The 24974-nt window shown below is 36.2% G+C and carries 23 protein-coding genes; 19 read left to right on the plus strand and 4 right to left on the minus strand.

The features are described from left to right. Positions 1–6: 6 nt before the first annotated feature. Positions 7–1119 carry a TIGR04086 family membrane protein gene (locus K8P03_RS07605; RefSeq protein WP_223420039.1) on the plus strand — a complete coding sequence of 371 codons (1113 nt, stop codon included), beginning with the start codon at positions 7–9 and terminating at the stop codon, positions 1117–1119. Between the two features lie 40 nt (positions 1120–1159). On the opposite strand, the gene K8P03_RS07610 is transcribed toward K8P03_RS07605, so the two are convergent. Genes K8P03_RS07610 through K8P03_RS07620 form a run of 3 tightly spaced genes read right to left on the minus strand, consistent with a single transcriptional unit; the run spans position 1160 to position 4587 of the window. Further along, entirely contained in the window at positions 1160–2557 is a 1398-nt protein-coding gene (locus tag K8P03_RS07610; RefSeq protein ID WP_223420041.1) for a peptidase S41, read from the minus strand. Next, the gene (locus K8P03_RS07615; RefSeq protein ID WP_223420043.1) at positions 2529–3893 is read right to left on the minus strand and encodes a sensor histidine kinase; all 1365 of its coding nucleotides are present in this window, start codon (positions 3891–3893) and stop codon (positions 2529–2531) included. The genes K8P03_RS07610 and K8P03_RS07615 overlap by 29 nt, the downstream gene beginning before the upstream one ends. Next, positions 3874–4587 carry a response regulator transcription factor gene (locus K8P03_RS07620; RefSeq protein ID WP_209771456.1) on the minus strand — a complete coding sequence of 238 codons (714 nt, stop codon included), beginning with the start codon at positions 4585–4587 and terminating at the stop codon, positions 3874–3876. The genes K8P03_RS07615 and K8P03_RS07620 overlap by 20 nt, the downstream gene beginning before the upstream one ends. Positions 4588–4713: 126 nt before the next feature. Between K8P03_RS07620 and K8P03_RS07625 the strand changes: the two genes are divergently transcribed. Then, positions 4714–4965 carry a GlsB/YeaQ/YmgE family stress response membrane protein gene (locus tag K8P03_RS07625; protein WP_223420046.1) on the plus strand — a complete coding sequence of 84 codons (252 nt, stop codon included), beginning with the start codon at positions 4714–4716 and terminating at the stop codon, positions 4963–4965. A gap of 195 nt (positions 4966–5160) precedes the next feature. On the opposite strand, the gene K8P03_RS07630 is transcribed toward K8P03_RS07625, so the two are convergent. Beyond that, positions 5161–8064: a transglycosylase domain-containing protein gene (locus tag K8P03_RS07630; RefSeq protein ID WP_223420048.1), complete on the minus strand. Its 2904-nt coding sequence runs from the start codon at positions 8062–8064 to the stop codon at positions 5161–5163. A gap of 115 nt (positions 8065–8179) precedes the next feature. On the opposite strand from K8P03_RS07630, the gene hflX reads away from it, so the two are divergent. From hflX to tnpA, 17 genes are all read left to right on the plus strand, one after another. After that, complete coding sequence (hflX, locus tag K8P03_RS07635; RefSeq protein ID WP_223420050.1) at positions 8180–9415, plus strand: GTPase HflX; 1236 nt, start codon at positions 8180–8182, stop codon at positions 9413–9415. Further along, a complete protein-coding gene (locus K8P03_RS07640; RefSeq protein ID WP_223420052.1) occupies positions 9393–10037 on the plus strand; it encodes a YigZ family protein in 645 nt (214 codons plus the stop codon). The genes hflX and K8P03_RS07640 overlap by 23 nt, the downstream gene beginning before the upstream one ends. Positions 10038–10039: 2 nt before the next feature. After that, positions 10040–10771, plus strand: a complete 732-nt coding sequence (locus tag K8P03_RS07645) for a YebC/PmpR family DNA-binding transcriptional regulator (protein ID WP_223420054.1) — start codon at positions 10040–10042, stop codon at positions 10769–10771. A gap of 1 nt (position 10772) precedes the next feature. After that, on the plus strand, positions 10773–11573 hold the full coding sequence (gene lgt / locus K8P03_RS07650) for a prolipoprotein diacylglyceryl transferase (RefSeq protein ID WP_223420056.1): 801 nt from the start codon (positions 10773–10775) through the stop codon (positions 11571–11573). Between the two features lie 108 nt (positions 11574–11681). Continuing rightward, positions 11682–12095 carry a division/cell wall cluster transcriptional repressor MraZ gene (gene mraZ / locus K8P03_RS07655; RefSeq protein ID WP_223420058.1) on the plus strand — a complete coding sequence of 138 codons (414 nt, stop codon included), beginning with the start codon at positions 11682–11684 and terminating at the stop codon, positions 12093–12095. Position 12096: 1 nt separating this feature from the next. Then, on the plus strand, positions 12097–13017 hold the full coding sequence (rsmH, locus tag K8P03_RS07660) for a 16S rRNA (cytosine(1402)-N(4))-methyltransferase RsmH (RefSeq protein WP_223420061.1): 921 nt from the start codon (positions 12097–12099) through the stop codon (positions 13015–13017). A 1-nt stretch (position 13018) separates the two neighbouring features. Beyond that, a complete protein-coding gene (locus K8P03_RS07665; RefSeq protein ID WP_223420063.1) occupies positions 13019–13396 on the plus strand; it encodes a hypothetical protein in 378 nt (125 codons plus the stop codon). Positions 13397–13414: 18 nt separating this feature from the next. Then, positions 13415–14365 carry a phospho-N-acetylmuramoyl-pentapeptide-transferase gene (gene mraY, locus K8P03_RS07670; protein WP_223420065.1) on the plus strand — a complete coding sequence of 317 codons (951 nt, stop codon included), beginning with the start codon at positions 13415–13417 and terminating at the stop codon, positions 14363–14365. Continuing rightward, positions 14362–15678 (plus strand): UDP-N-acetylmuramoyl-L-alanine--D-glutamate ligase, encoded by a 1317-nt coding sequence (murD, locus tag K8P03_RS07675; protein WP_223420067.1) that lies wholly within the window; start codon positions 14362–14364, stop codon positions 15676–15678. Before mraY ends, murD begins: the two co-directional genes overlap by 4 nt. Next, a complete protein-coding gene (gene murG / locus K8P03_RS07680; RefSeq protein WP_223420069.1) occupies positions 15675–16754 on the plus strand; it encodes an undecaprenyldiphospho-muramoylpentapeptide beta-N-acetylglucosaminyltransferase in 1080 nt (359 codons plus the stop codon). Before murD ends, murG begins: the two co-directional genes overlap by 4 nt. Beyond that, on the plus strand, positions 16755–17552 hold the full coding sequence (locus tag K8P03_RS07685) for a cell division protein FtsQ/DivIB (RefSeq protein ID WP_223420071.1): 798 nt from the start codon (positions 16755–16757) through the stop codon (positions 17550–17552). Between the two features lie 51 nt (positions 17553–17603). Beyond that, positions 17604–18698, plus strand: a complete 1095-nt coding sequence (ftsZ, locus tag K8P03_RS07690; RefSeq protein ID WP_223420073.1) for a cell division protein FtsZ — start codon at positions 17604–17606, stop codon at positions 18696–18698. A 1-nt stretch (position 18699) separates the two neighbouring features. Next, complete coding sequence (gene nrdR / locus K8P03_RS07695; RefSeq protein ID WP_223420076.1) at positions 18700–19167, plus strand: transcriptional regulator NrdR; 468 nt, start codon at positions 18700–18702, stop codon at positions 19165–19167. Between the two features lie 25 nt (positions 19168–19192). Next, on the plus strand, positions 19193–20512 hold the full coding sequence (locus tag K8P03_RS07700) for a replication-associated recombination protein A (protein WP_223420079.1): 1320 nt from the start codon (positions 19193–19195) through the stop codon (positions 20510–20512). After that, positions 20502–21890: an asparagine--tRNA ligase gene (gene asnS / locus K8P03_RS07705; protein WP_223420082.1), complete on the plus strand. Its 1389-nt coding sequence runs from the start codon at positions 20502–20504 to the stop codon at positions 21888–21890. The genes K8P03_RS07700 and asnS overlap by 11 nt, the downstream gene beginning before the upstream one ends. Before the next feature lie 8 nt (positions 21891–21898). Further along, positions 21899–24301, plus strand: coding sequence for a leucine--tRNA ligase (gene leuS / locus K8P03_RS07710; protein ID WP_223420084.1), 2403 nt, complete (start codon positions 21899–21901; stop codon positions 24299–24301). Between the two features lie 198 nt (positions 24302–24499). Then, complete coding sequence (tnpA, locus tag K8P03_RS07715) at positions 24500–24970, plus strand: IS200/IS605 family transposase (RefSeq protein WP_223418082.1); 471 nt, start codon at positions 24500–24502, stop codon at positions 24968–24970. Positions 24971–24974: the final 4 nt, after the last annotated feature.

The raw sequence follows: 24974 nt of genomic DNA on the forward strand, positions 1-24974 counted from the left end.
GGAATTATGACAGACATAAACAATCAAAATCAAGGCGAAAATCTAAGAAAAAATCGTCAAGAAAGAAGAAGAGATATTGCCATCGAAAGAGAAGGCAAATTAGAAGCAGGTAGAAACCTTTCATGGGGATCTATCATAGCAGGAGCAGTTTCAGGTGCGGCAGTATTTACTGTACTAAGTCTTTTGACAGCAGCCCTAGGCTTTGGAATTTTTTCTGCAACATCAGCTAATCCATTTGCAGGAATCGGATTTTTCACTGGCCTTTGGACAGCAATTACACTTATAGTTTCATTTTGCGTAGGTGGTTTTGTAGCAGGTTATGCGGCAAGATCTACAGGTCTACTACATGGTGCAATTACTTGGGCAGTAACAGTTTTACTACTTTTTACCCTTGTATTTAACGCAGTAGCAACCACACTTGGTATTGCAGGTCAAGCAGCAGGAGCTGTTGCAGGAACAGCGGCAAATGTAGCTGGAAGCGCCCTAAGTGGTGCAGGAGATGCAGCAAGCTCAGCTATTGGAGCAGCAGTTGATAAGGTTGGCGAAGGACTTGGTGATGTAGATACAGAAGAACTTCAAGGAAACCTTGAAAAATACCTAGCTGACACAGATGTTAAGGAACTTCAACCTGACTATCTTGAAGGCCAAGTAAAGGAAAGTAAGGATGAAATTGCTGCAACAGTTAAGGCAATTGCCCTTAATCCAGAAAATGCTGGATCAGAAATTGATAAGCTAACAAAATCACTTTCTAAGAAAGCTGAGACAATTGCAAATGCAGCAGATGAAGATGCTATAGCAAGTGCCGTAGCAGAAAATTCACAACTAAGCGAAGCAGAAGCTAAAGAAATAGGCAAGAACATCTATGATGAACTTGATAAGGCATCTGTTGAAACAAGCAAGGCAATCAATCAGGCAAGTGATAAGATTAATGAACTTGCTAAAGAAGCAAAACTTACAGCAGACGAGACAGTAGAAAAAGCTAAAAAAGGTGCTGACAAGGCATCAAACGCAGTTTCTATTGGTTCAGTTCTAACCTTCCTAGGCCTAATCGCAGCTCTAGCAATATCAGCAATAGCTGGTAGAAAAGGTGAAGAATTTGCCGTAAAAAACTTTAGATAAGCATAAAAATAGACCCTCTTGGGTCTATTTCTTTGTCCATTTATCCAATGATTGAAAGTATGGATGAGATTGGATATTTTGAATTTATTCTTTGGTTGTACTCTAGATACCTATTTGGGTTTTCGGACCTGGCTGTATTTAGGGAAATAATGAGCCCTGAATGGTCAAGAACGAAAAGAGATGGTGGAAACTCGTAAATCCTATCTTCAGCTGTAGGATTAGGATCAAGTGCGTTTTTCACCACATATGCATTTGATGATTCCTTAAGGATTGAAGCAAGCTTAATCGCTTCGTTGGCCGTATTTGAATTTGTCAAAATATAAATATTTCTTGATGCAAAAGTCGGGTCTTTTTTAATTTTTAAGGAAACCTGGTCGTAGTACATATAAGGATCAAGGTCGAAATGCTCGATTTTTTCCTTATATTTACTAGAAAGATTTTTTACAAAGGCTGTTTGATAAGGTGAATTTTCATCAGATTTTATATCTTTTAGATTATTTTCAATCAAATTTCCCCTGTAGAAAATCAAGTCTTTCTTGGTGTAGTCTTGGTGGATAAAATACTTGGCAAATTCGTTTACAAATAAATTGTTTAGCGAATTATTATCTGACAAGTCAATTACCATAGTAGAAATACCAGGTGCTGCTGTGACATTTTTAATTACTTCATCAATAATTTTTTTAAGGTCATTTACCCTAAAATTTGGTAGGGAAATCCTTAAAACATAGCCGCTTTCGATGCCAACTGAAGCTTCGTTAACATTTTTATCGTTTATTATCCTTTTATAGCGGTTTACAACCTGTGGATTTTCCAAAATTTCCTTCATGGCAGATCCGGTTTTGTTTTTATAGTAGTTAAATAAGTCGGTATAGCTATCCTTATCCAAAATCTTTGTGTAGGAGTCATTTATCAGGCTCAAATATTCACCTAAGAGCATAAAGAAATCTTGGTCGGTCTTTGAGCTGGTAATTTTTTTCCTGTATTCATCGCTTTTTTTTGTAAATTCTCCAAAAGATTCTGCATTTGACTTATCAACAGCAAAATTTTTGACTATGGTTTCATAGAGAATATCAAAGTCAGCGCTTTTCTCGGCACTGGTGAGACTCCTGCCTTCGGTAGAGGAGATGAAAGCTGTTTTTGATAGGTCATCAAGGACCTCATCTCTGAAGGCAGGATAGCCGGTCTTGGCATAGGTATTTAACCTTTTGATTATAAAAAAGCTTGGAATTACTATTAGTAATACTGCAAGGGCAGAGAGAATTATCCTGCGCCTTTTGTAGACTCTTTCTCTCTCACGCCTGGATCTTTTTCTCCTAGATATTTCTCTTGGAGTAAGATTTTCATCATCTTTTACAATCCTGATTTGACTAGGCCTAGACTCTTTCCTTCTTGTATTTTCTGTTTTTCTTCTAGAGTAATTTCTCTTTCTTCTTGTCATTGGTCATCCTGTTATTTTTTTCGAAAATTATAGCAAAATCGCTGCCTTCGCCAAGCTTTGATTTTACTTTAATCTTGCCAGATAGGGCTTCGACGAAATTTTTTGTAATGGCAAGGCCGAGGCCAACGCCATTTTCCTTAGTATTTCTAGCATCTTCAACCCTATAAAATCTTTCAAAAATTCTCTGTATATTATCTTCTTCGATACCAATACCAGTATCAATTACATTTATAATAATTTCCTTGTCAGTTTCTCTAAGGTGGATATCAATGGTTCCGTCCTTGCCAATAGCCTTGATAGCGTTTGAGACAAGGTTTTGGATAATTTGAGTGAGTTTATCTCTGTCAGTTGAAAATATAACATCCTTGTCAAGGTGGGTTTCAATAGTGATATTATTTAATCTCGCCTTGGCAAGAAAGGTAGATGCAATATTTTCAATCAATTCAGTAATATTAACATTAGATTTAGATAAAATGGCATAGGACACATTTTCATCAAAGGTATTTTTAAGACCTACTACAAGGCCCTCAAGCCTTATAATTTCATTTGATAAAATATCCAAAGTCGCTGGATCTGCATCCACAACACCGTCTTTCATAGCCTCAATGTAGAGTTTGAGATTGGTAAGGGGAGTTCTAAGCTCGTGGGAAATATCCTGGGCGTATTGCTTTCTTATGGATTCCTGTTTTTTTAGGTTGTTTGACAGATAATTTATATTATCTCTTAAGCTTTCTATTTCTTGAATATCAGAATCTTCCACAATTACATCATAGTTTCCTTCCTTGATGGCAACTGTTGATTCGTCTATAGATATAATTGGTTTTGAAATATTTGTCGAAAGAATAATAGCTATCACAAGGCCAATGGCAAGGGAAATTGTGATTGCATACAAAACTGCCTGGGTAAAATTACCTTTCATTTCATTTACGCCAGTGTAGTCTCTATTGTAGTAAATTTCTATCTTTCCTGCCTTGGAATTGTTATTCTCATCGATAAAACTATATTCCTTGGTCAAAATCTTTGAATGGTCCGACTCGTCACGGCCCTTCAATTCCTTGATTAGATTATTATTTTCATCGTAATATTTTATATCTACCATTTGGTCGATGGCCATATTCGAAAGATAAGCCCACATAGATTGGCCGCTTATATTTGGATCGTTGTTTAACCTTGTAAATTGCTCTACAACTTCCTTGGGCCTCTTATCGTCTATAGCCTTAAAAAGGTCATTGTAGTTGATTGTGACAAGGAGGGTAATAAGGATAGAAAAAACTAAGATACAGGAAAGAATCCCCGCTATAAAGTTTTTTATTATCTTATTCTTGAGGGTAGTCATCTATACCGCCAGACTTATAACCCATGCCGTAGATGGTTTTGATATACATTGGTTTTTTTGGATTGTCTTCGATTTTTTGCCTGATGTTTTTGATGTGGGTATCAATAGCCCTGTCATATGCATCGTAGTCATAACCGAAGGTAATTTCTATAATCTCATCCCTGGTATAAATCTTGTTAGGGTTTGAAAATAGGGTCTTAAGGATAGAAAATTCATTTTTTGTTAGGTATATTTCCACACCGTCCTTGAAAAATCTGTTGTATTCAAGGTCCATTTCAAGCCTACCATCAAGGGTTTTAATAATATCAGCCCTTGGGATATTGTATTTTTCGATACGTCTAAGGACAGCTTTGATTCTTTCTATAAGCTCCCTTGCAGAAAATGGTTTGGTTACATAATCATCAGCTCCAAGCCTTAGGCCAGTGACCTTATCGTCCTCTTCAACCTTGGCAGATAGCATGATTACTGGTACTGAGGACCTATTTCTGATTTCCTTCATCACATCTTCGCCAAGCATTTTTGGTAGCATTAGATCAAGGATAACAAGGTCAATATCTTCTGATAAAAACTTCTTTAGTCCTTCTTCACCGTCAAAGGCCTGGTAAACTTCATAGCCTTCTTTGACTAGGTAGGACTTAACGATATTATTGATACTTTCTTCGTCTTCTATTATTAAAATTTTAATCTTTTCCATAGTTCACCTTCCACAATTATTATACCATATTCAGGCCAATATTTCGTCAATCTTTAGCTAATGTTTAAAATAATGAAAATTGGATATAAATATAAGGAGAAAATAATGAAACCCAAAGGAGGAAATATGGGAAATTTAGGATTTATTTGGACATTAATTATAGGAGCCCTTGCAGGTTATATTGCAAGTAGAATAATGAAAAGAGACGCCGAAATGGGCGGCATTGCAAATATATTTACAGGTGTGCTTGGTGGTTACCTTGGTAACTGGCTACTTGGAAACTATATGGGAGGCAAATTCTCACAAATAATTTCAGCTGTAATAGGTGCAGTAATTTTATTATTCATCCTAGGATTAATCCAAAACCGAAAAAAATAAGAATTTATGCCAGGCTTGAGCCTGGCTTTTTTATATGCAAATCAATATATTTTATTTAAGAATAATACAATTTGAAATCTACATAATAAACTTGAACGTAATTTGATCAATAGAGGAGAGCATTATTGGTTAAATATTGCATATGAAACAAATTATTATATAGAAAAAGGGGCTGCGTCTGCAGTCCCTTTTAACTTATGGTTCTGGATTTTCAGGGTTTTCTTCTGGATGACTTTCTTTTTCTTCGCCTTCAGGTTTTTCTCCATTTTCTCCTTTTTTATCTTTATCTTTGTCCTTATCCTTATCTTTTTCTTCGTCCTCGTCTTCATCTTCCTCTTCGCCTAGGTCTGAATAGGCTTTTGGCATCCTGTTTTTCCAGTCTCTAGGATAGATATTGCCGAAGTTTGCTGGATTGTAGTTGGACTTTGGATTTATAAAGGACCTTGTTGTTACGAATTCTTCAGGAGTCTGTTCACTTACTAGGAGGTTGTTCCTAGAATCGACAGTAGCCCATTCGTGGACATCATCTTTTTGTGTTGGTTTGTTGTTTGGTCCAAATATTTCTGTTCTTACAGTTCCCCTAGGATCTGCATATGAAGCTTTTGTTGGAAGCATACCGCTCATGGTATCAACTTCCATAGAGATAATTCCTTTTGGCACTTCAAATTGTGCAGGTTCATATCCTTCGAGGATTTTATTATTTATCACATTCCACATGAGGGCTGCACGATCTGCAGAGTTACCTGTTAGGGAAATATTTTGGTTATCACAACCCATCCAGATTCCAACTGTATAATAAGGGGTATAACCCATACACCAAAAGTCGTTATCATCATCTGTTGTACCAGTTTTTGTAGCAAATTCTGTTCCGTTTAGGAAGATATTTCCATAAAACTTGCCCGCATCTTCTAGGGCAGAAGTGATTTGGTAAGCTGTTTCTGGACTTGTAACCTCGTGAGAAATCTTATCCTTATCTTCAAATAAAACCTTGCCTGTTGAGTCAACTATTTTTGAAAATGTAAGTGGCTCAAGATATTTACCGCCATTTGCAAGGGCTGCGTAGGCACCAGTCATATCTAGGGCTGTAAGGCCGTTTGTCATGGCACCAAGTCCCATAGCTGCAAGGTTTTCGTCGTTGGTTTCCCTGTTTTCATCACTTGTTACAAAGTTATCTTTGCCATCTTCTTTTATAATGCCAAAGTTTTTGAGATATTGTAGTGATGTGTCAATACCAACCTTGTCAAGGGTTGATACTGCAGTTGTATTTATGGAAAGTTTGAGGGCTTCTCTTAGAGGCTTAACTCCCATAAAGTATCCATAGACGTTGTTTGGCCAAGGCTTGCCATCTTCATCCATCATAAAAGGTACATCATCAAGGCCTGTTGCAAGGTTAAATCCATTGTCAAGGGCTGGGGTATAAGTTGCAAGAGGTTTCATTGATGAACCAGGTTGGCGGGGAACAGATGAGGCCCTGTCTAAGATCCTTTGGCCTTTTTGATCACGTCCACCCATGATTGCCTTGATGTGGCCAGTCTTGTGGTCAATAATTACAGATGATGATTGAGGCTGGATAACCCCTTCTAGGTCCATAGCATAAAAGTCCTTGCTTACAGAAAATGTTCCGTCTTCGTAAGATTTTATGAAGTTTTCGTTTTCATCTAAATAATTCTTGGCAATAACAATATGTTCTTCATCGTCTAGGTAGATATTTTTATTAGAAGTAAGATCAACCATACCAACCCTGTGGGTTCTTAGGTTTTTATTTTCCTCATCTAGGGAATAGTAGTCTCTAAAAACTAGCTTGGTTTGGTCTAGGTAGGCCTTATTTGTAGTTAAAACTAAATTTCCCTTATCATCAAGGTGGGCATCATCGGCTGAAAGCCTGATGTCGTTGTTTTCATTTAGGAAATTATTCCTTGCATAGTAAAGGAGCCTACCGCTTGAATTTACAATATTTCCCCACTTATCATATTTCATGTCAAGGAGGGGAGGAACATTCCAACCAGAAGTATCACCCATGAGGTAGGATGAAAAGTTAGCATATATATCTTCAAGTTTTCTTTGCATTTCTTGGTCAAGGGTTGTTGTAATCTTAAGTCCGCCATAATAAAGCCTGTCCCAAGCTTGGTTTTCACTCATATCTTGAGTTTCCATTAGTTTTGCTACAACTTGCTTTTCAAGAAGGGTGTTGAAATATGATGTAATTTCTGTATTTGCCCTTTCGGCAGGTTCTATTGATTTGGCAATGTCAAAGCTTTTCGCTTCTTCCATTTCCTCTTCGCTAATATAACCAAGCTCTAGCATCTTATCTAGGACATAATTTTCTCTTTTAAGTGGTGCATCATTAAAAACTGCAGAATATTTTGTCCCGTCAATGGTAAATTCTCCAAGAACTCTCTCATCAGTCACTTCACTTGTCTTAATAGCCTTATAGAGAGAATATTCTGATGGAGATTGGACAATACCTGCAAGAGCCGCACATTGGGCAAGGTTTAAGTCCTTTACATCCTTGTTAAAATAAGTATTTGCAGCAGCTTGGACACCGTAGGAATTTTGCCCCATAAAGACCCTATTGAGGTAGGCACCTAAGATTTCCTCTTTTGAAAGGTGGTCTTCTATCTCAAGGGCTAGGTATATTTCCTTAATCTTTCTTTGGTAGGTTTGGTCGTTTGTAAGGTAGGTATTTCTAGCAAGCTGTTGGGTAATAGTTGACCCACCTCTAACAATGCCGCCTGCCTTGATATTTTCAAACATTGAACCAATTATAGAAACAATATCTATACCCTTATGTTCCTTAAACCTTTCGTCTTCAACAGCTATGAAGGCGTTTTTTAAATTGTCTGGTATTTGATCATAGGGAACAATTTCTCTATATTGGCTTGTAGCAATTGCATCAACTTCGTTGCCATCTTCATCAACGACAGTCGAGTTTTGACTCATTTCAAATTTGATTGCATCTGCATCTATCTCTGGTGCAGTCTTCATAACTTCAAGGATTGCTCCTCCGGTTATTCCTGCAAAAACTATCATAATCGACCCTATGAATAGGATAACTATTAGTAGGAGTTTTAATATGATAGCGGATATTTTTTTAGTCATGTGGCCTCCGTTTAATTTTTAATTTATACTTACTTCTATTTTATCATTTTTTGCGGGTAAGTTCCATCCTTTATTAAATTTTAGATAAAAGTATAATGAAATGGAAAGGATTTTTATGCAAGAAGTTATACAAGTCAACGTCCTAGGTAAGGATGATGACGAAGAAATAAAAATATATGAATTAGAATCTCTGATTAACACTGCTGGTGGCGAGTCAGTTGCCTTTGTAAGCCAAGTTGTGACTAAGGTTAACCCAAGGTTTTATATAGGCAAGGGCAAGCTTGAAGAAATCAGAGATTTGGCAGATAAATTAGAAGTTAAGACAGTAATATTTGATGTGGAATTATCGGCCAGTCAATTATATAACCTAGAAGAAGAATTAAAACTAAAGGTTGTTGACTGGACATCTTTAATTTTGGATATTTTTGCCCAAAGGGCCCATACCAAGGAAGCTAGGCTTAAAATAAAACTAGCCCAACTTAAATACCAACTACCAAGGATAAACAAGTGGTTTGCCTATCTATCACGCCAGGCAGGTGGAATTGGAACCAGAGGTCCAGGTGAAACCATGCTTGAGACTGATAGGAGGGCTATTGAAAGGGACATCAGGTCCTTAGAAAAGGCCCTAAAAGATATAGAAAAAACCAAGCGCCTAAATCGTAAATCTAGGGATAGTACCTATAATATTTCCTTAGTTGGTTATACAAATGCCGGAAAATCTACGATCTTAAATGGAATGATGAAATTATTTGGGTCAGAAAAATATGTTTATTCTGATGACCTTCTTTTCGCAACCTTAGATACATCCACAAGACGCCTTGATTTTTCAAATACCAAGGTCACTCTTACAGATACTGTTGGTTTTATAGACAACCTATCAAAGGAATTAAATGATTCCTTCCTAACAACCCTAGAAGAAATCAAGTTTGCTGATATGCTTTTAATTGTAATTGATTCTTCAAATAATATAGAAGGGCAAATTGCAACTATAGACAAGTCCCTATCTGAAATTGAGATGGATGATAAGGAAATAATCTATGTTTTCAATAAGATGGATAGGATTAAGGATGATACAGCGGTTTCTTTGTACAAGAGGGACTATGAGAGGATTTTTATCTCGGCTAAGGATGATAAGGATCTTGAGAGATTAAAAGATGAGATTGTAAAGGTCATCAAGGAAGACTATAGAGAGGTTACCATGCACATTCCTTTTTCTAAGGGAGCGGTCCTTGATTATTTTATGACCAATTACGATATTCTAAAAACAGATTATGATAATGAGGGGACTATTATTAACCTTGAGATAAATAAGGGAGACTATGGTAAGTATGAATCCTACATCAACAAATGACTACAAGACAATAAAGGGTACTGTGGTTTCTGAGTTTGAGGTTGAAAAATCAGTCTTCATCACAACTGCTAAGCACGTTGAAAGTGAAGAAGAAGCCATAGAATTTATAGAAGAAATTAGGGAAAAATATAAGGACGCAACTCACAATTGCACAGCCTATATAATTAACAAAACCCCTGTAATTAAAAGATATAATGACGACGGCGAGCCCCAGGGTTCTGCAGGACTTCCTATGTTATCAGTTTTAGAAAAAGAGGAAGTCACAAATGTAGCTGTGGTCGTAACAAGGTATTTTGGAGGCAAACTTCTTGGCAAGGGCGGGCTAATCCGTGCCTACACCAAGGGAGTGGCTGATACAGTCGGCCCAAATGCCCTTTACAAAAGAGACTATTTGAGAGTAGAATTAATTTTGTCTTATACTATCCTAGGTCAAATCGAAAATTATTTGAATGAAGAAAAGTACCAAGTGATTGACAAGGCTTACACAGATGAAGTTAAAATTGAGCTTTACGTAAGAAGTGACAGGTACGAGAAATTTTCTGAAGACCTAATAAATATGACAAGTGCAAATATTATTATAAATAAAAAAGAAGAGCTGATGCTCTATGAAGTAAGGAGTTAAAAATGTCTGGACATAATAAGTGGAGTAAAATCAAAAATAAAAAAGGTAGTGAAGATGCCAAAAAAGGCAAAATTTTCACCAAACACGCTAGAAATATCACAGTAGCTGCTAGAGAAGGCGGACTTGATCCTGACTATAATGCCAGCCTTAAAACTGCAATCGAAATGGCCAAGGCTGATAATATGCCAAATGACAATATCGATAGGGCTATCAAAAAGGCAAGCGGTGAGGCAGGTGGTGGTAATTTTGAAAGAATTATCTACGAAGGCTACGGCCCAGGCGGAGTTGCCTTTATAGTTGACTGCCTAACTGACAATAAAAACAGGACTGCACCAGATATTAGACATATCTTCGATAAATTTGGTGGCAATCTCGGTACAGACGGATCTGTAATGTTCCTTTTTGAGAAAAAAGGAGAAATTGTTGTAAATGGCGAAGGCAAGGATTTTGATGAATTTATGATGGATGCCTTAGAAGCGGGTGCAAGTGATGTAGATGACCTTGAAGAAGGATACTTCGAAGCCCTAACAGAAGTAAGTGATTTTAACGATTCTGTTGATAAACTTAGGGAAATGGGCTATAAAATCGAAAGAGCAAATATTTCTTACCTAGCAAACGAAATTGAGGTTGACCCTGACCATCATGAAAAACTTTTCAAATTAGTAGACGCCCTTGAAGATAACGACGACGTCCAAGAAGTCTACAACAACTGGGCTAGCCCAAGCGAGGACTAGGATGGAATTTGACATAAATAGGGTCGCCTTTACAATCTTTGGCCTAGATGTCTATTGGTACGGGATAATAATTGTAGCTGGCATCCTCGTTTCAGCGATTTTTGCAAAAAAAGAATTCGAAAGAAGGGGCTATAAGGCTGATATTGTTGACGATATTCTTTTTGCCATCCTTCCAGTAGGAGTAATTGGTGCAAGGATTTGGTATGTGATTTTTGAATGGGACTACTACGGTGCCCATCCAAATGAAATTATCGACATCAGAGGAGGAGGTCTTGCCATCCAAGGGGGGATTATCTTTGGCTTAATCGCCCTATATATCTTTAGTAAAAGGCGTGACATACCAATGATTGACCTTACAGATATACTTTCTCCATCCCTTGCTTTTGCTCAGGCAGTTGGCCGTTGGGGAAATTTTGCCAATGCCGAAGCCCACGGTTATCCAACAGATCTTCCATGGGGAATTATCATTGATGGGGTTAAGGTCCATCCAACATTTTTCTACGAATCTTTTGGGGACTTTTTGATATTTTTATTTTTGGTTCTCTATAGAAAGAAAAATCCGTCTAAGGGTTTCATTTCAGGAATATATTTCCTTGCTTATGGCCTTGTCAGATTTTTTGTAGAAGGTTTGAGAACTGATTCCCTATATGTATTTGGCCTAAGAACAGCCCAGCTTGTTTCAATCGTATTTATGGTTGTAGGAGTTTGTTTATTAATTTATGCCAAGAGGGAAAATCTCCCACCACATTTTTATAAAGAAAAGAAAAAACTAAAAGAAGATAAGATTATCAAATTTAAATAATATAAAGATTTCGACCGGTTATAAAAACCGGTCTTTTTGTTTGCTTTTTTCTGCTAAATAGGATAAAATATAAATGAAGTGGAAGATAGTGGTAAAAGGTGGTACAAAATGTTCCTAGGTGAATACATTCATAAATTGGATAACAAGAATAGAATAATGATGCCTAGTGACTTTAGGGAAGATCTTGACGGATATTTCTACCTTACTAAGGGGCCAGAAAAGTCTCTTATTGTTTATACCGAGGAAGAATTTCAAAAAAGATCAGCCGCACTTGACCAACTAGTTTATGAAAATAAGAAAAATCGTGCCATAAAAAGGCTATTTTTCTCATCCACTGTCAAAGTCAACCTTGATAAGCAAGGGAGGATTTTGATCAACAAATCTTTGAAGGACTATGCCGGGATCTCAGATGAGGCCATGATAATTGGTAATAACACAACCATAGAAATATGGGATAAGGATATCTGGGATGAATATATAAATGAAGTCGAGGTGAATTTGTCCGATATTATGGACGAATAATATGAAATTTGAACATACACCAGTTCTCTATAGGGAATGTATAGAAAATTTAAATATAAAACCTGATGGAATTTATGCAGATTTGACCCTTGGTAAGGGAGGTCATTCTAAATTAATTTTAGAAAATCTTTCACCAAAGGGACTATTAATAGGCATAGACCAAGACAAAGCTGCCATTGAAGCGGCTTCAGAAAACCTAAAGGACTATGACAACAAGGTTTTTTTCAATACTAATTTTGAAAACATAGGAAAGGTTTTAACTGAAGCAGGTTTTGATAAAATTGATGGTGCTCTAATGGACATTGGCGTTTCTTCGTATCAAATTGACAATCCAGAGCGTGGATTTTCCTATATGCACGATGGACCTCTTGATATGAGAATGAATAGGCAAAATGAGTTAACAGCAGAAATAATTGTCAATGAATACTCCCAGGATGAGCTTTCTAGAATATTTTTCGACTACGGTGAAGAAAGATTTTCCAAAGCCATAGCTAGAAATATTGTAAAAGCTCGCGCAACCGAAAGAATTAATACCACTTTCAAACTCCGAAATATTGTTATGAAATCTGCGAGATTTTCGGAAGTTCATCCTGAGAAGAGAGTATTTCAAGCCCTACGAATCGAAGTAAATAGGGAACTTGATGTCCTAACAAAGGCAATCGACACAATAATAGATTTTATTGATAAAGATGGCAGACTAGCGATAATTACTTTCCATTCTTTAGAAGATAGGATAGTTAAAAATAAATTTAAGGATTTGGCAACAGGGTGTATATGCCCGCCAGAAATCCCAGTCTGTGTATGTAATCACGAGGCTAAGGTAAAAATCATTACCAAAAAGCCAATTACAGCTAAGGCTGATGAACTAAAAGAAAATTCCAGGTCAAAACCTGCGAAATTAAGAGTATGTCAAAGGATATGATATGGCTGAACGTTTTGAAAAAAGATTAGTAAAAAATAATAATAAAAACCGTGTCAGACTCAAAGTCAAGGAAAAACCAAAAGTTATGAGGTCATACCAGGTAGATAAGCTTAGGAAAAGAGATAGGAAGGTAAAATACGCTATTTCTTTATTGGTTTTTGCCTTTATAGGAGCTTTGACAACTCTATTAATAATTAAGAGAATTAACTTGTCAAATGACAGATTTGAGTATAATAGACTACAGGCAGAAATTGTAAGCTATGAGCTCCAAAGAAACAGACTTCAAGATAATCTTGATGAGGCAATTGACCTAAACAGGATTCAAAGATATGCTATCGAAGATTTGGGCATGGTTTATAAAAATGACAAAAATAATTAACTGCCGTTAGGAATTATTATGGACAATATATATTTAATAACTATTATTGGCATTTGTTTGAGTATGGGACTTGGGAAAGTCATAATTCCCATGCTTGAAAGAAAGAAAATTGGACAAAATATCAGAAAGGTAGGACCTCAAAGCCACATGGCTAAGGCAGGCACACCTACTATGGGCGGGATTATATTTATAATAGTAGCCTTTGCTATGAGTCTAATTATTCTACCAAAAAATCTAGAAACTTTTATCTTAGTTATTTCTATGTTGGGATTTGGAGCAATTGGTTTTATTGATGACTTTAGAAAACTTGTTCTCCACCAGTCTGAAGGCCTTAAACCTAAACAAAAATTGGTTTTACAATTTGCCTTGGCAGCCTTAATAACAATCCTTGCATATTTAAATGACAAAGAATCTATAACTAAACTTTTAATACCATTTACAACTACCTACCTACCAGTGTCAGTCCTTGGTATTCCTATAATGATTTTTATAATTGTAGGAACTTCAAACGCCACAAACCTAACTGACGGGCTTGATGGACTCTTGGTAAGTGTGTCTATTCCAGTTTTTATAACTCTTGCAATTCTTGCAGGAAGTGGAACAAATAAATTATTTGCTGTAATTATGCTAGGCGCAATTCTAGGATTTTTAATTTTCAATTCAAATCCAGCCAGCGTTTTTATGGGAGATACTGGATCAATGGCTATTGGTGGAGCTGTAGTGGCCCTTGCCATTAACCTAAAAATTCCAATATATCTTGTGATATTTGGAGGAGTATATGTGATGGAGACCTTATCTGTAATTATCCAGGTCATTTCTTATAGGTATAGGAATAAGAAAAGAGTATTTCTAATGACACCTATCCATCATCATTTTGAATTAAAAGGTTATAAGGAGCAAAAAATTGTAGTAGGATTTATGATTTTATCTACGATCCTATGTCTAATTACTTTGGTGGCAATACTATGAAAAAAGTTTTAGTTTACGGACTCGGTGTAACAGGAATATCTTCAGTTAAGGCTTTAGATAAGCTTGGATATGAAGTTTACACCTATGATAAAAATAAAAAAAATATTAAAGAACTTGAGGGCTATGACTATAGCCCTATTTCTGATGAAAATTTTGGCAAATACGACTTTGTTTTAAAATCGCCTGGAATCAAGCCAAGTGATGATATTGTGAAAATTTTAGAAAAAGATAATGAAATAATATCTGATATAGAAGCAAGTCAGAGACTTTTTCCAGATAAGGAAAAAATTGCTATAACAGGCACAAATGGTAAGACTTCTACAACTTCTATGGTCACTCATATTTTAAATGAGTGTGGTCATCCTGCTTACGCTGTAGGAAATATCGGTGAGGGAATTTTGTGGCAGATGTATGATAAGAAAGGAGTTTTTGTAGAAGAACTTTCATCTTTTCAACTTCATGATACACAGACTTATAAACCACATATTGGTGCAATTTTAAATATCAAAGAAGATCACATAGATTGGCATGGATCTTTTGAAGATTATATAGATAGCAAATTAAAACTTGCGTCAAATCAAGATGAAAACGACTTTTTGGTTATTAACCACGAAGATGAGATAAGCCAGAACCATTTGGGAGATTTTAAGGCTCAAGTTTATGAGTTTTCAAGCCAAAATATGGTGGAAAGGGGTCTTTTCCTTGATGATAATAAAATCTGCTTTAGAAATGGCGGTTGTAATATTGCAGAAATCCTAGATGTTAGAGACTTATCTGTAATTGGAAACCACAATTACGAGAATGTTATGGCTGCGATATTGCTTACTTATTTGTATGGCTTAGATTTAGTTGATATTGTTAAAGCAGTAAAAACTTTCAAATCAATTTCCCATAGACTTGAATATGTGAGGACCCTTGATGGAATAGATTTTTACAATGATTCTAAGGGAACAAACGTAGATAGCTCTGTAAAGGCAATAGAAAGTTTTGATAGACCAATACTTATAATTGCAGGTGGCTATGATAAACATATTGACTACACTGATTTTGTTAAGGCTTTTAAGAAAAATGGCAAGATCATGGTTCTAATGGGAGCGACCAAGGAAAAATTAAGGCTTTTGTGCGAAAAATACCAGATTAAATATATTTTGGTTAAGGATATGAAAGAAGCAATTGATACAGCATATGAAAACGGTGAAAAGGGCGATGTGGTCTTACTTTCTCCAGCTAGTGCTTCTTGGGATATGTATAAATCTTATGAGGTAAGGGGAGATGAGTTTAAGGCCCTTGTAAATAGATTGGAAGAAAAATGAGAGTAATACTATCAGGTGGTGGAACGGGTGGACATATCTATCCGGCCATTGCTATTGGACAAAAAATCATGGAAGAAAAACCAGATAGCCAGATAATTTATGTTGGAATTAAGGGTGGCCCAGAAGAGAAGATTGCTGCAAAAAATGGCTATGAATTTAAAGCTATTGAAGCTATGGGGATTCCTAGAAAAATCAATAAAAGGCTTTTTAAGGCCCTAGCCACAAATCTTAAGGGTTTTAAGGAAGCAAAAAAAATCATCAAAGATTTTAAGCCAGACCTTGTAATTGGAACAGGCGGTTATGTTTGTGCCCCAATTTTATACCAAGCAAGCAAAGCAAAAATACCATCAATTGTTCACGAATCAAATTCTTATCCAGGAATGGCTTCTAAATTTTTATCAAAAAAAGTCGACAGGGTTTTGATTTCCTACAAGGAAGCTGCCGCACATTTTAAAAACAAAGACAATATTGTAGTTACAGGAAATCCAGTTAGGAATAATTTTGATTTGTCATTTACGGATGAAGACCTAAATCAACTAGGCATTGACAAATCTATTCCAGTTGTATTTTCCTTTGGCGGATCAAATGGTTCTTTCGCCTTAAATAAGGCGGTTATAGAAATGAGCGGGGATTTAAATGGAGAATTTTATCTCCTCCACCAAACAGGAAATAGGTTTTATGATGATTTTCTTAATAAGGCTCATAAATCGAAATACCTTAAAGCCTTTGCTTATATAGATAATATTGATTTGTTCTATGGGGTATCAGACTTAGTCATTGCTTCAAGCGGAGCTATGAGTTTGGCTGAAATATCTTCTGTTGGTAGACCTTCGATTTTGATTCCAAAAGCCTACACAACTGAAAACCATCAGGAATACAATGCCCGTACCTATGTCGATCATGGAGCAAGTCTAATGATTTTAGAAAAAGATTTATCTGGCTCCCTCCTAAAAAAAGAGATTATGAGTATAATAAAAGATAGAGAAAAAATTAAGCAAATGGGGGAGAAGGCTTACGACCTTGCTGATGAAGATGCCTTAGACAAGATTTACCAGCAAATCGAAGAGCTAATATAGATGACAAATAAAAACGACGATAGGTTAATAAAAAAAGGATCTAGAGTATTTAACAAAAAATATATAGCCAAAAAACGCAGTTTGGAAGAAGAAAAAAGAGGGAATTCGAAAGCCTTTATTTTTCTCTTAGTTTTGGCTTTTTTATTGGGAGTTTTTTACAATCTCTACACCCACCCTTTTATGAAAATCCAGGATATATACATAAATGGAAATAGGGTTACTGAGGATACTGAGATTATAAAAAAACTTAAGTCACCTCTAGGCAAAAATATTTTATTATATAATCCGACTAAGTACGAAGAAGATATAGAAAATTTAGAGTATATAAAATCGGCCAAGGTGAGGAAGGTTTTTCCAAAGATGTTATCTGTTAAGGTTGAAGAAGATTTTCCTATGTTTGTAATTAAAAAATACGGCAAGGAAATTATTGTGACAAATAACGGATTGGTTACAGATAAAAAGCCTTATAGCAAGGAGGCGAAGCTTATAGAAATAAAAACCAAGGGTGTAGAAACTACTCTTGGCCAAAGTTTCACTTCATCACAGGCAATAGGGGATTTTATCAAAGAATTGCAAGCTTCCTCTTTAATAGGGAGCCTAAGCCAATTAAATTTGGAAAATAAGCTTGATATTGGTATAATGATACAAGATATTGAGGTTAAATTTGGCGATTTAAATAATATTTCTTATAAAATTAAATTGCTGGAGAAAATTTTACAAGACATTAAAAGCAAGGGACTAGAAGCTGTAAGCATCAACTTAAACAATGGAGATAATCCTCTTGTGGTTGTAAAATAGAAGTCTTTTAGTAAAAATCTTAATAAGTAGAATAAAACAATGGGGGATTTTATGGCAAATATTAACATTGATATGGACAACAACTCTTTAGCTAAGATTAAAGTTATAGGAGTTGGTGGTGGTGGCAACAATGCTATCAGCAGAATGAGAGACAACGGACTATCAGGAGTAGAGTTTTTAGCTCTAAATACAGACCTACAAACACTTCAAGAATCAAACGCAGATTTAAGACTACAAATTGGTGAAAAACTAACTAGAGGTCTTGGTGCTGGTGCAAATCCAAGTGTTGGAGAAAAAGCAGCAGAAGAATCTAAGGGCGAAATTGAAGAAGCAATCAAGGGCGCTGACATGGTATTTATCACAGCCGGTATGGGCGGTGGTACAGGCACAGGTGCAGCTCCAATCGTAGCTCAAGTTGCTAAAGAAATGGACATCCTAACTGTAGGTGTAGTTACAAAACCATTCACATTTGAAGGTAGAAAAAGAGCAACTCAAGCAGAAGCAGGTATTGAAAAACTAAAGGAAAATGTAGATACACTTATCACTATTCCAAATGATAGACTTTTACAAATAGTTGAAAAAAGAACATCAATGGTTGAAGCTTTCCAAATGGCTGACCAAGTACTTATGGATGCTGTTAGCGGTATTTCAGAGCTAATCGCAGTTCCAAATGTAATCAACCTTGACTTTGCTGACGTTGAATCAATTATGAGTGATCAAGGTATTGCTCACATGGGAATCGGCAGGGCAAGCGGAGAAAATAGAGCTGTTGACGCTGCTAAAGCTGCAGTTAATTCTCCACTACTTGAAACAAGCATTGACGGAGCAAACGCAGTTCTTCTTAACGTAACAGCTGCAGAAGTTGGCTTAATGGAAGCAAACGAAGCTGCAGAATTAATTAGAGAATCAATTGACTCTGATGCAAACATCATCTTTGGTGTTGGCCAAGATGAATCTCTAGGAGATGAAATCAAGATTACTGTTATCGCAACAGGTTTTGACAACAGTTCTAGATCTCGTAGGGCTGATAGAAATTCTAACAGAGCTGATGAACTAAGAGCTCCACAAAGAAATTCCCAACCTAGCCAACAAAGAAAATCATCAAATCCTTTTGATGATATAGATCTTCCAGACTTCTTAAAATAAGATGAGATGTCCCTATTGCAACTCAACAAATACTAGGGTAGTTGACTCAAGGTCGACAGATGACGACAGGGCCATCCGTAGGAGAAGGCTTTGCGAAGATTGTGACAAGAGATTTTCAACCTACGAAAGGTATGAAGATTCTACAGTCATGATAATAAAAAAGGATAATACTAGAGAAGCCTTTGACCCAAGAAAGGTCATATCAGGTATAGTGAAATCCTGTCAAAAACGTCCAGTATCTATGGATCAAATAGAAGAAGTAGCAAAAAATATCGAAACCAAAGTCAACCACACTGGTAAAAAGGAAGTGACCTCAACATATATAGGCGAGCTTGTCATGGATGAGCTAAAAGACCTTGATTCTGTAGCCTATGTCAGATTTGCTTCTGTATATAGGGAATTTAAGGATTTGGAGTCCTTCTATGAGGAGATTATAAATTTAAAAGATGATAAAGGTGCTAATTCTTAGCATCTTTTTTCTTTAAGGAAGAAGAATGGATTTATTTGAACTAAATAGAAAAATTGAATTAGAAAAATCTGCCCCTCTAGCTGATAGGCTTAGGCCAAAAAGCCTAGATGCATACATAGGTCAAGACCACTTGGTAGGAGAGGGCAAAATCATAAGAAGGATGATCAAGGCTGATAGGATTTATTCAATGATTTTTTATGGGCCGCCTGGTGTAGGAAAGACTACCCTAGCAAAGATTATCTCAAACTCAACCAACATGGCTTTTGAGGAAGTCTCAGCTGTGGCAAGTGGGATATCTGACCTTAAGGAAAAAATTCAGATAGCCAAGGATAACCTGTCCTACGAAAATAAGAAAACCATATTATTTGTAGATGAGATCCATAGGTTTAATAAGAGCCAGCAAGATTACCTCTTACCTTTTGTGGAAGATGCCACAATTATATTAATTGGTGCAACAACAGAAAATCCTTATTTTGAGGTAAATAAGGCTTTGATTTCAAGGATGTATGTCTTTGAATTAAAAGAACTTACAGAAAAAAATCTTAGTGATTTGATTGATCTTGCCCTGAATACTGATGAGGTTTTAAAAAATAAAAACATAAACCTAAGCCAAGCTGCTAGGGATAAGTTAATAAAATATTCAAATGGTGATTCGAGAGCCCTTTTAAATGCCTTAGAAATCGCCATATTTTCAGAAAATGAAAAAGATGGTAGAATAGAAATAGACTCTGAAACTATAGAGAATTCTACAACAAAAAAAATTGCTGTTTATGACAAAAATGGTGACAGGCACTATGATACCATATCGGCCTTTATAAAGTCGATGAGAGGGTCAGATATAGATGCGAGTTTGTATTATTTGGCAAAGATGCTAGTTTCTGGAGAAGATATAAAATTTATAGCAAGAAGGATGATAATTTTTGCGGCAGAGGATATATCAAATGCAGATCCTTTTGCCTTGGTTTTGGCAAATTCGACTTTTGAGGCGGTAAACAAGATAGGTATGCCTGAAGCAAGGATTATCCTTGCCCAAACGGTAACCTACCTAGCGGCAGCAATAAAGAGTAATTCAACTTATCTTGCAATTGATAAGGCCCTTGACTTTGTAAGAACCAACCAGGATAAGACCGTACCAAATAAATTAAAGGATAGCCATTACGCAGGAAGTAAAAATCTGATTACAGAAGAATACTTATATCCGCACGACCACGGCGGTTATGTAGACACAAACTACTTGCCAGATGATTTTGCTGGTGAAAAATTTTACCAGGCAAAATATTTAGGCTATGAAAAAGAAATGATCGAAAGATTAGAAAAAATAAAGGAAGGCAAAAATGAAGATTAGAGAATTAATGAGAGAAGCTGATAGCTTTGTTGATAAGGAAGTAAAAATCGAAGGTTGGATAAGAAACTCAAGATTTAGCAAAAACGTAGGTTTTATCGACCTAAATGATGGTTCTACTTTTAAGAACATCCAAGTTGTAGTTGGTAAAGAAATCGAAAACTACGACGAACTTGACAAACAACACCTATCTGCAAGTCTAAGTGTAGAAGGAAAATTTGTAGCAACAGGTAATAACAAAAATCCTTACGAAATCCAAGCAAATAAGGTTAGCGTTTTAGGCGAATCATCAGAAAAATTCCCAATTCAAAAGCAAAGACAAACCTTTGAATTTATGAGAACTATCCCACATCTTAGACCAAGAACAAATACCTACAGGGCTGTTTTTAGACTTCGTTCAATCCTAGCCTTTGGTCTTCATAAGTTCTTCCAAGAAAGAGACTTTGTTTATGTAAACCCACCAATCATCACAGCAAGCGATGCTGAAGGTGCTGGTGAGATGTTTAACGTAACAACAATAGACCCTAATGACCCACCAAGAAGAGAAGATGGTAAAGTTGATTACAATAAAGACTTCTTTAGCAAAAAATCTTATATGACAGTATCTGGTCAGCTTGAAGCAGAAGACTATGCCCTTGCTTTTGGTAATGTTTATACTTTTGGTCCAACTTTTAGGGCAGAAGTTTCAAACACACCAAGGCATGCTGCAGAATTTTGGATGCTAGAGCCTGAAATGGCCTTTGCAGACTACAATGTATGTATGGATACAGCTGAAGATATGATTAAATATGCAATTGACTATATCCTAGAAAATGCCAAAGATGAAATGGAATTCTTCAACCAATGGATTGACAAAGGCTTAATTGAAAGATTAACAAAACTTCGTGATTCTGAATTTGCAAGAATTACCTATACAAAGGCTATTGAATTACTAAAAGAATCTGGCGAAAAATTCGAATTCCCAGTTGAATGGGGCATGGACCTACAAACAGAACACGAAAGATACCTATCAGAAAAAATCGTAGGTGGTCCAGTATTCGTAACAGATTATCCAAAAGACATCAAGGCCTTCTACATGAAGAGAAACGACGACGGTAAGACTGTTGCTGCTTTTGATATGCTTGTGCCAGGAGTTGGAGAATTAATCGGTGGTTCTCAAAGAGAAGAAAGATATGATGAACTTGTAAAATCCATGATTGATAATGGCTTAAAACCAGAAGAATACCAAAACTACCTTGACCTAAGAAGATTTGGTACAGTTGTTCACTCTGGATACGGTCTAGGTTTTGAAAGAGCTATGATGTATGTAACAGGTATGAAAAACATCAGGGACGTGATTGCCTATCCTAGATATGTAAACGCCTTTGCAAGGGAAAATTAGGAGGAAAGATGAGGGAATATAATCCAAATGCCATTGAGAAAAAATGGCAAAAAATATGGAAAGAAGAAAAAACTTTTAAATCCGAAATAGATCCAAATAAAAAGAAATTTTACCCACTTGTAGAATTTCCTTATCCATCAGGCCAAGGACTTCACGTTGGCCACCCACGTCCATACACAGCTATAGATGTTGTGGCTCGTAAGAGAAGACTTGAGGGAGAAAATGTAATCTATACTATGGGTTGGGATGCCTTTGGCCTTCCAGCAGAAAACTATGCAATAGAAAACAAAATCCACCCAGCTATTATTACAGAAAAAAACATCGACCACTTTAGGGGCCAAATGGAATCAATTGGTTTCTCATTCGACTGGGATAGGGAAATCAATACAACAGATCCAGAATACTATAAGTGGACCCAATGGATTTTCCTACAAATGTATAAGATGGGCCTTGCCTATAAGTCTGAAACATCAGTAAACTGGTGTCCATCCTGTCTTGTAGGTCTTGCAAACGAAGAAGTTGTGGACGGCAAGTGTGAAAGATGTGGGGCAGATGTTGAGCATAAACTTAAAAACCAATGGATGCTAAAGATAACTGCCTATGCCGATAGGCTAATCGATGACCTTGAGGGAGTTGATTTTGAAGATAGGATAAAGACTAGCCAAATCAACTGGATTGGCAGAAGCCACGGCGCAGATGTTAATTTCAAAATCAAGGGCAAGGAAGAAAAGCTAACAGTTTATACAACCAGACCTGACACAATTTTTGGTGTATCTTACATGGTTGTATCTCCTGAACACCCAATCCTTGAAAAATATAAAGATGAAATTAAAAACTACGATGCAATTGTAGAATATCAACACCAAGCAAGTCTTAAATCTGACTTTGAAAGATCAGAATTAAATAAGGATAAGACAGGTGTTATGATTGATGGTTTATCTGCAATTAATCCACTAAATGAAAAAGAAATTCCAATTTGGGTTTCTGACTATGTTTTAATGGGTTATGGTACAGGTGCTATCATGGCAGTTCCTGCCCACGATGAACGTGACTTTGAATTTGCTAAGAAATTTGATATGCCAATCGTCCGTGTATATGACTCAGAAGAAGACCTTCCTGTTACAGATATTGAAAAAGGAATTTCAATTAATTCTGATTTCTTAAATGGACTTACTGCAAGCGAGGCAAAGAAAAAAGCTATTGAATATATAGAAGAAAAAGTTCTTGGCAAAGCAAAAACAAACTTCAAACTCCGTGACTGGGTATTTTCTAGACAAAGATATTGGGGTGAGCCAATTCCAATGGTTTATTGTGATGACTGCGGTTGGGTGCCAGTAGATGAAAAAGACCTACCAGTAAAATTACCTGAAATTGAGTCTTACACACCAACAGCCACAGGTGAATCTCCACTTGCAAAGATTGACGAATTTGTAAACACAACCTGTCCTCACTGCGGCAAACCTGCCAAAAGAGAGACAGATACCATGCCACAATGGGCAGGATCATCTTGGTACTACCTAAGATATGTAGATCCATATAACAAGGAAGCTCTTGCAAGCAAGGAAGCCCTTGATTATTACACACCTGTTGATTGGTATAATGGAGGAATGGAACATACCACTCTCCACTTACTCTATTCAAGATTTTGGCATAAGGTCCTATACGACATTGGAGTTGTTCCTACCAAAGAGCCTTACATGAAGAGGACAAGCCACGGCATGATCCTAGGTCCTGATGGACAAAAGATGAGTAAATCACGTGGAAATGTAATTAATCCAGATGATATCATCAGAGATTTTGGTGCAGATACACTTAGGACTTATGAAATGTTCATGGGAGACTTCTCGTCAGTTGCAAAATGGTCAGATGAGGGAGTCAAGGGCTGTAGGAAATATCTTGAAAGAGTTTATAACCTTCTAGACCTAGTGGAAGATGGAGATGATTATTCTAAAGAATTAGAAATCCTAACCAACCAAACAATTAAAAAGGTAAGCGAAGATTATGAAAACCTCAAGTTTAATACAGCTATAGCTCAATTAATGACTTTATCAAATGAGATGAGATCACTTGGAAAAATTACTAAAAAAGATTTCAAGACCTACATTACTTTATTAAATCCAGTTGCTCCTCACCTTACAGAAGAGCTTTGGGAAATGGCAGGCTTTGAAGGAAGGTTAACAGATACTACTTGGCCTACTTATGATGAAAACAAGCTTAGCCTTGATACAGTAGACCTTCCAGTTCAAGTTAATGGCAAGATGCGTGGCAAGATTACAATTTCAAAAACTGCTACCCAAATAGAAGCCCTAGCTCTTGCTAACCTAGATAAAAATGTAAATACCTATATCAAAGATAAAGAACTTAGAAAGGTAATCTATGTTCCAGGAAAGATTTTAAATATAGTTGTATAAAAAAATAAAATCCATTGACCGAGTCTGGTCTTTGGATTTTTCTTGTCCACTTTAGTGAGTTGAGCGAACGAAAGAGAGCGAAACAAAAAACCACCTGCTATGCAGGTGGAGGGATTTAGCTTTAGCTTCAAGCACCAAGAAAACCTCCTTAAAGTATAATTGTGATAGTCACATGCACAATTAAACAAGGAGGTAATCATGGATAAAAATACTTTATCACATACAAGCTGGAGATGCAAATATCATATAGTTTTTGCGCCAAAATATAGAAGACAAGTAATATATAGACAACTAAGGAAAGATATAGGAAGCATACTTCGAGAATTATGTTCAAGAAAAGGAGTAAACATAATAGAAGCAGAGTTATGCCCAGATCATGTCCATATGTTGGTAGAAATACCACCAAAATATTCAATATCACAAATAATGGGATATTTAAAAGGAAAAAGTTCGCTGATAATATTCGATAGACATGCCAACTTAAAATATAAATATGGAAACAGACATTTTTGGTGTAGAGGATACTATGTAGATACTGTAGGCAGAAATGAAAAGAAAATAAAAGAATATATACAAAATCAATTAAAAGAAGATTATTATGCTGACCAAATAAGTATAAAAGAATACCATGACCCGTTTACGGGAGAGTCAGTAAATAAAAACAAATAAAAAA

The organism is Anaerococcus murdochii (assembly GCF_019957155.1).
GTDB lineage: Bacteria > Bacillota > Clostridia > Tissierellales > Peptoniphilaceae > Anaerococcus > Anaerococcus murdochii.

Excerpts from the sequence above, each read along its gene's own strand:
- K8P03_RS07605 (WP_223420039.1), top strand. The coding sequence starts at position 7 with ATGACAGACATAAACAATCAAAATCAAGGCGAAAATCTAAGAAAAAAT.
- K8P03_RS07610 (WP_223420041.1), bottom strand. The coding sequence starts at position 2,557 with ATGACAAGAAGAAAGAGAAATTACTCTAGAAGAAAAACAGAAAATACA.
- K8P03_RS07615 (WP_223420043.1), bottom strand. The coding sequence starts at position 3,893 with ATGACTACCCTCAAGAATAAGATAATAAAAAACTTTATAGCGGGGATT.
- K8P03_RS07620 (WP_209771456.1), bottom strand. The coding sequence starts at position 4,587 with ATGGAAAAGATTAAAATTTTAATAATAGAAGACGAAGAAAGTATCAAT.
- K8P03_RS07625 (WP_223420046.1), top strand. The coding sequence starts at position 4,714 with ATGGGAAATTTAGGATTTATTTGGACATTAATTATAGGAGCCCTTGCA.
- K8P03_RS07630 (WP_223420048.1), bottom strand. The coding sequence starts at position 8,064 with ATGACTAAAAAAATATCCGCTATCATATTAAAACTCCTACTAATAGTT.
- hflX (WP_223420050.1), top strand. The coding sequence starts at position 8,180 with ATGCAAGAAGTTATACAAGTCAACGTCCTAGGTAAGGATGATGACGAA.
- K8P03_RS07640 (WP_223420052.1), top strand. The coding sequence starts at position 9,393 with ATGAATCCTACATCAACAAATGACTACAAGACAATAAAGGGTACTGTG.
- K8P03_RS07645 (WP_223420054.1), top strand. The coding sequence starts at position 10,040 with ATGTCTGGACATAATAAGTGGAGTAAAATCAAAAATAAAAAAGGTAGT.
- lgt (WP_223420056.1), top strand. The coding sequence starts at position 10,773 with ATGGAATTTGACATAAATAGGGTCGCCTTTACAATCTTTGGCCTAGAT.
- mraZ (WP_223420058.1), top strand. The coding sequence starts at position 11,682 with ATGTTCCTAGGTGAATACATTCATAAATTGGATAACAAGAATAGAATA.
- rsmH (WP_223420061.1), top strand. The coding sequence starts at position 12,097 with ATGAAATTTGAACATACACCAGTTCTCTATAGGGAATGTATAGAAAAT.
- K8P03_RS07665 (WP_223420063.1), top strand. The coding sequence starts at position 13,019 with ATGGCTGAACGTTTTGAAAAAAGATTAGTAAAAAATAATAATAAAAAC.
- mraY (WP_223420065.1), top strand. The coding sequence starts at position 13,415 with ATGGACAATATATATTTAATAACTATTATTGGCATTTGTTTGAGTATG.
- murD (WP_223420067.1), top strand. The coding sequence starts at position 14,362 with ATGAAAAAAGTTTTAGTTTACGGACTCGGTGTAACAGGAATATCTTCA.
- murG (WP_223420069.1), top strand. The coding sequence starts at position 15,675 with ATGAGAGTAATACTATCAGGTGGTGGAACGGGTGGACATATCTATCCG.
- K8P03_RS07685 (WP_223420071.1), top strand. The coding sequence starts at position 16,755 with ATGACAAATAAAAACGACGATAGGTTAATAAAAAAAGGATCTAGAGTA.
- ftsZ (WP_223420073.1), top strand. The coding sequence starts at position 17,604 with ATGGCAAATATTAACATTGATATGGACAACAACTCTTTAGCTAAGATT.
- nrdR (WP_223420076.1), top strand. The coding sequence starts at position 18,700 with ATGAGATGTCCCTATTGCAACTCAACAAATACTAGGGTAGTTGACTCA.
- K8P03_RS07700 (WP_223420079.1), top strand. The coding sequence starts at position 19,193 with ATGGATTTATTTGAACTAAATAGAAAAATTGAATTAGAAAAATCTGCC.
- asnS (WP_223420082.1), top strand. The coding sequence starts at position 20,502 with ATGAAGATTAGAGAATTAATGAGAGAAGCTGATAGCTTTGTTGATAAG.
- leuS (WP_223420084.1), top strand. The coding sequence starts at position 21,899 with ATGAGGGAATATAATCCAAATGCCATTGAGAAAAAATGGCAAAAAATA.
- tnpA (WP_223418082.1), top strand. The coding sequence starts at position 24,500 with ATGGATAAAAATACTTTATCACATACAAGCTGGAGATGCAAATATCAT.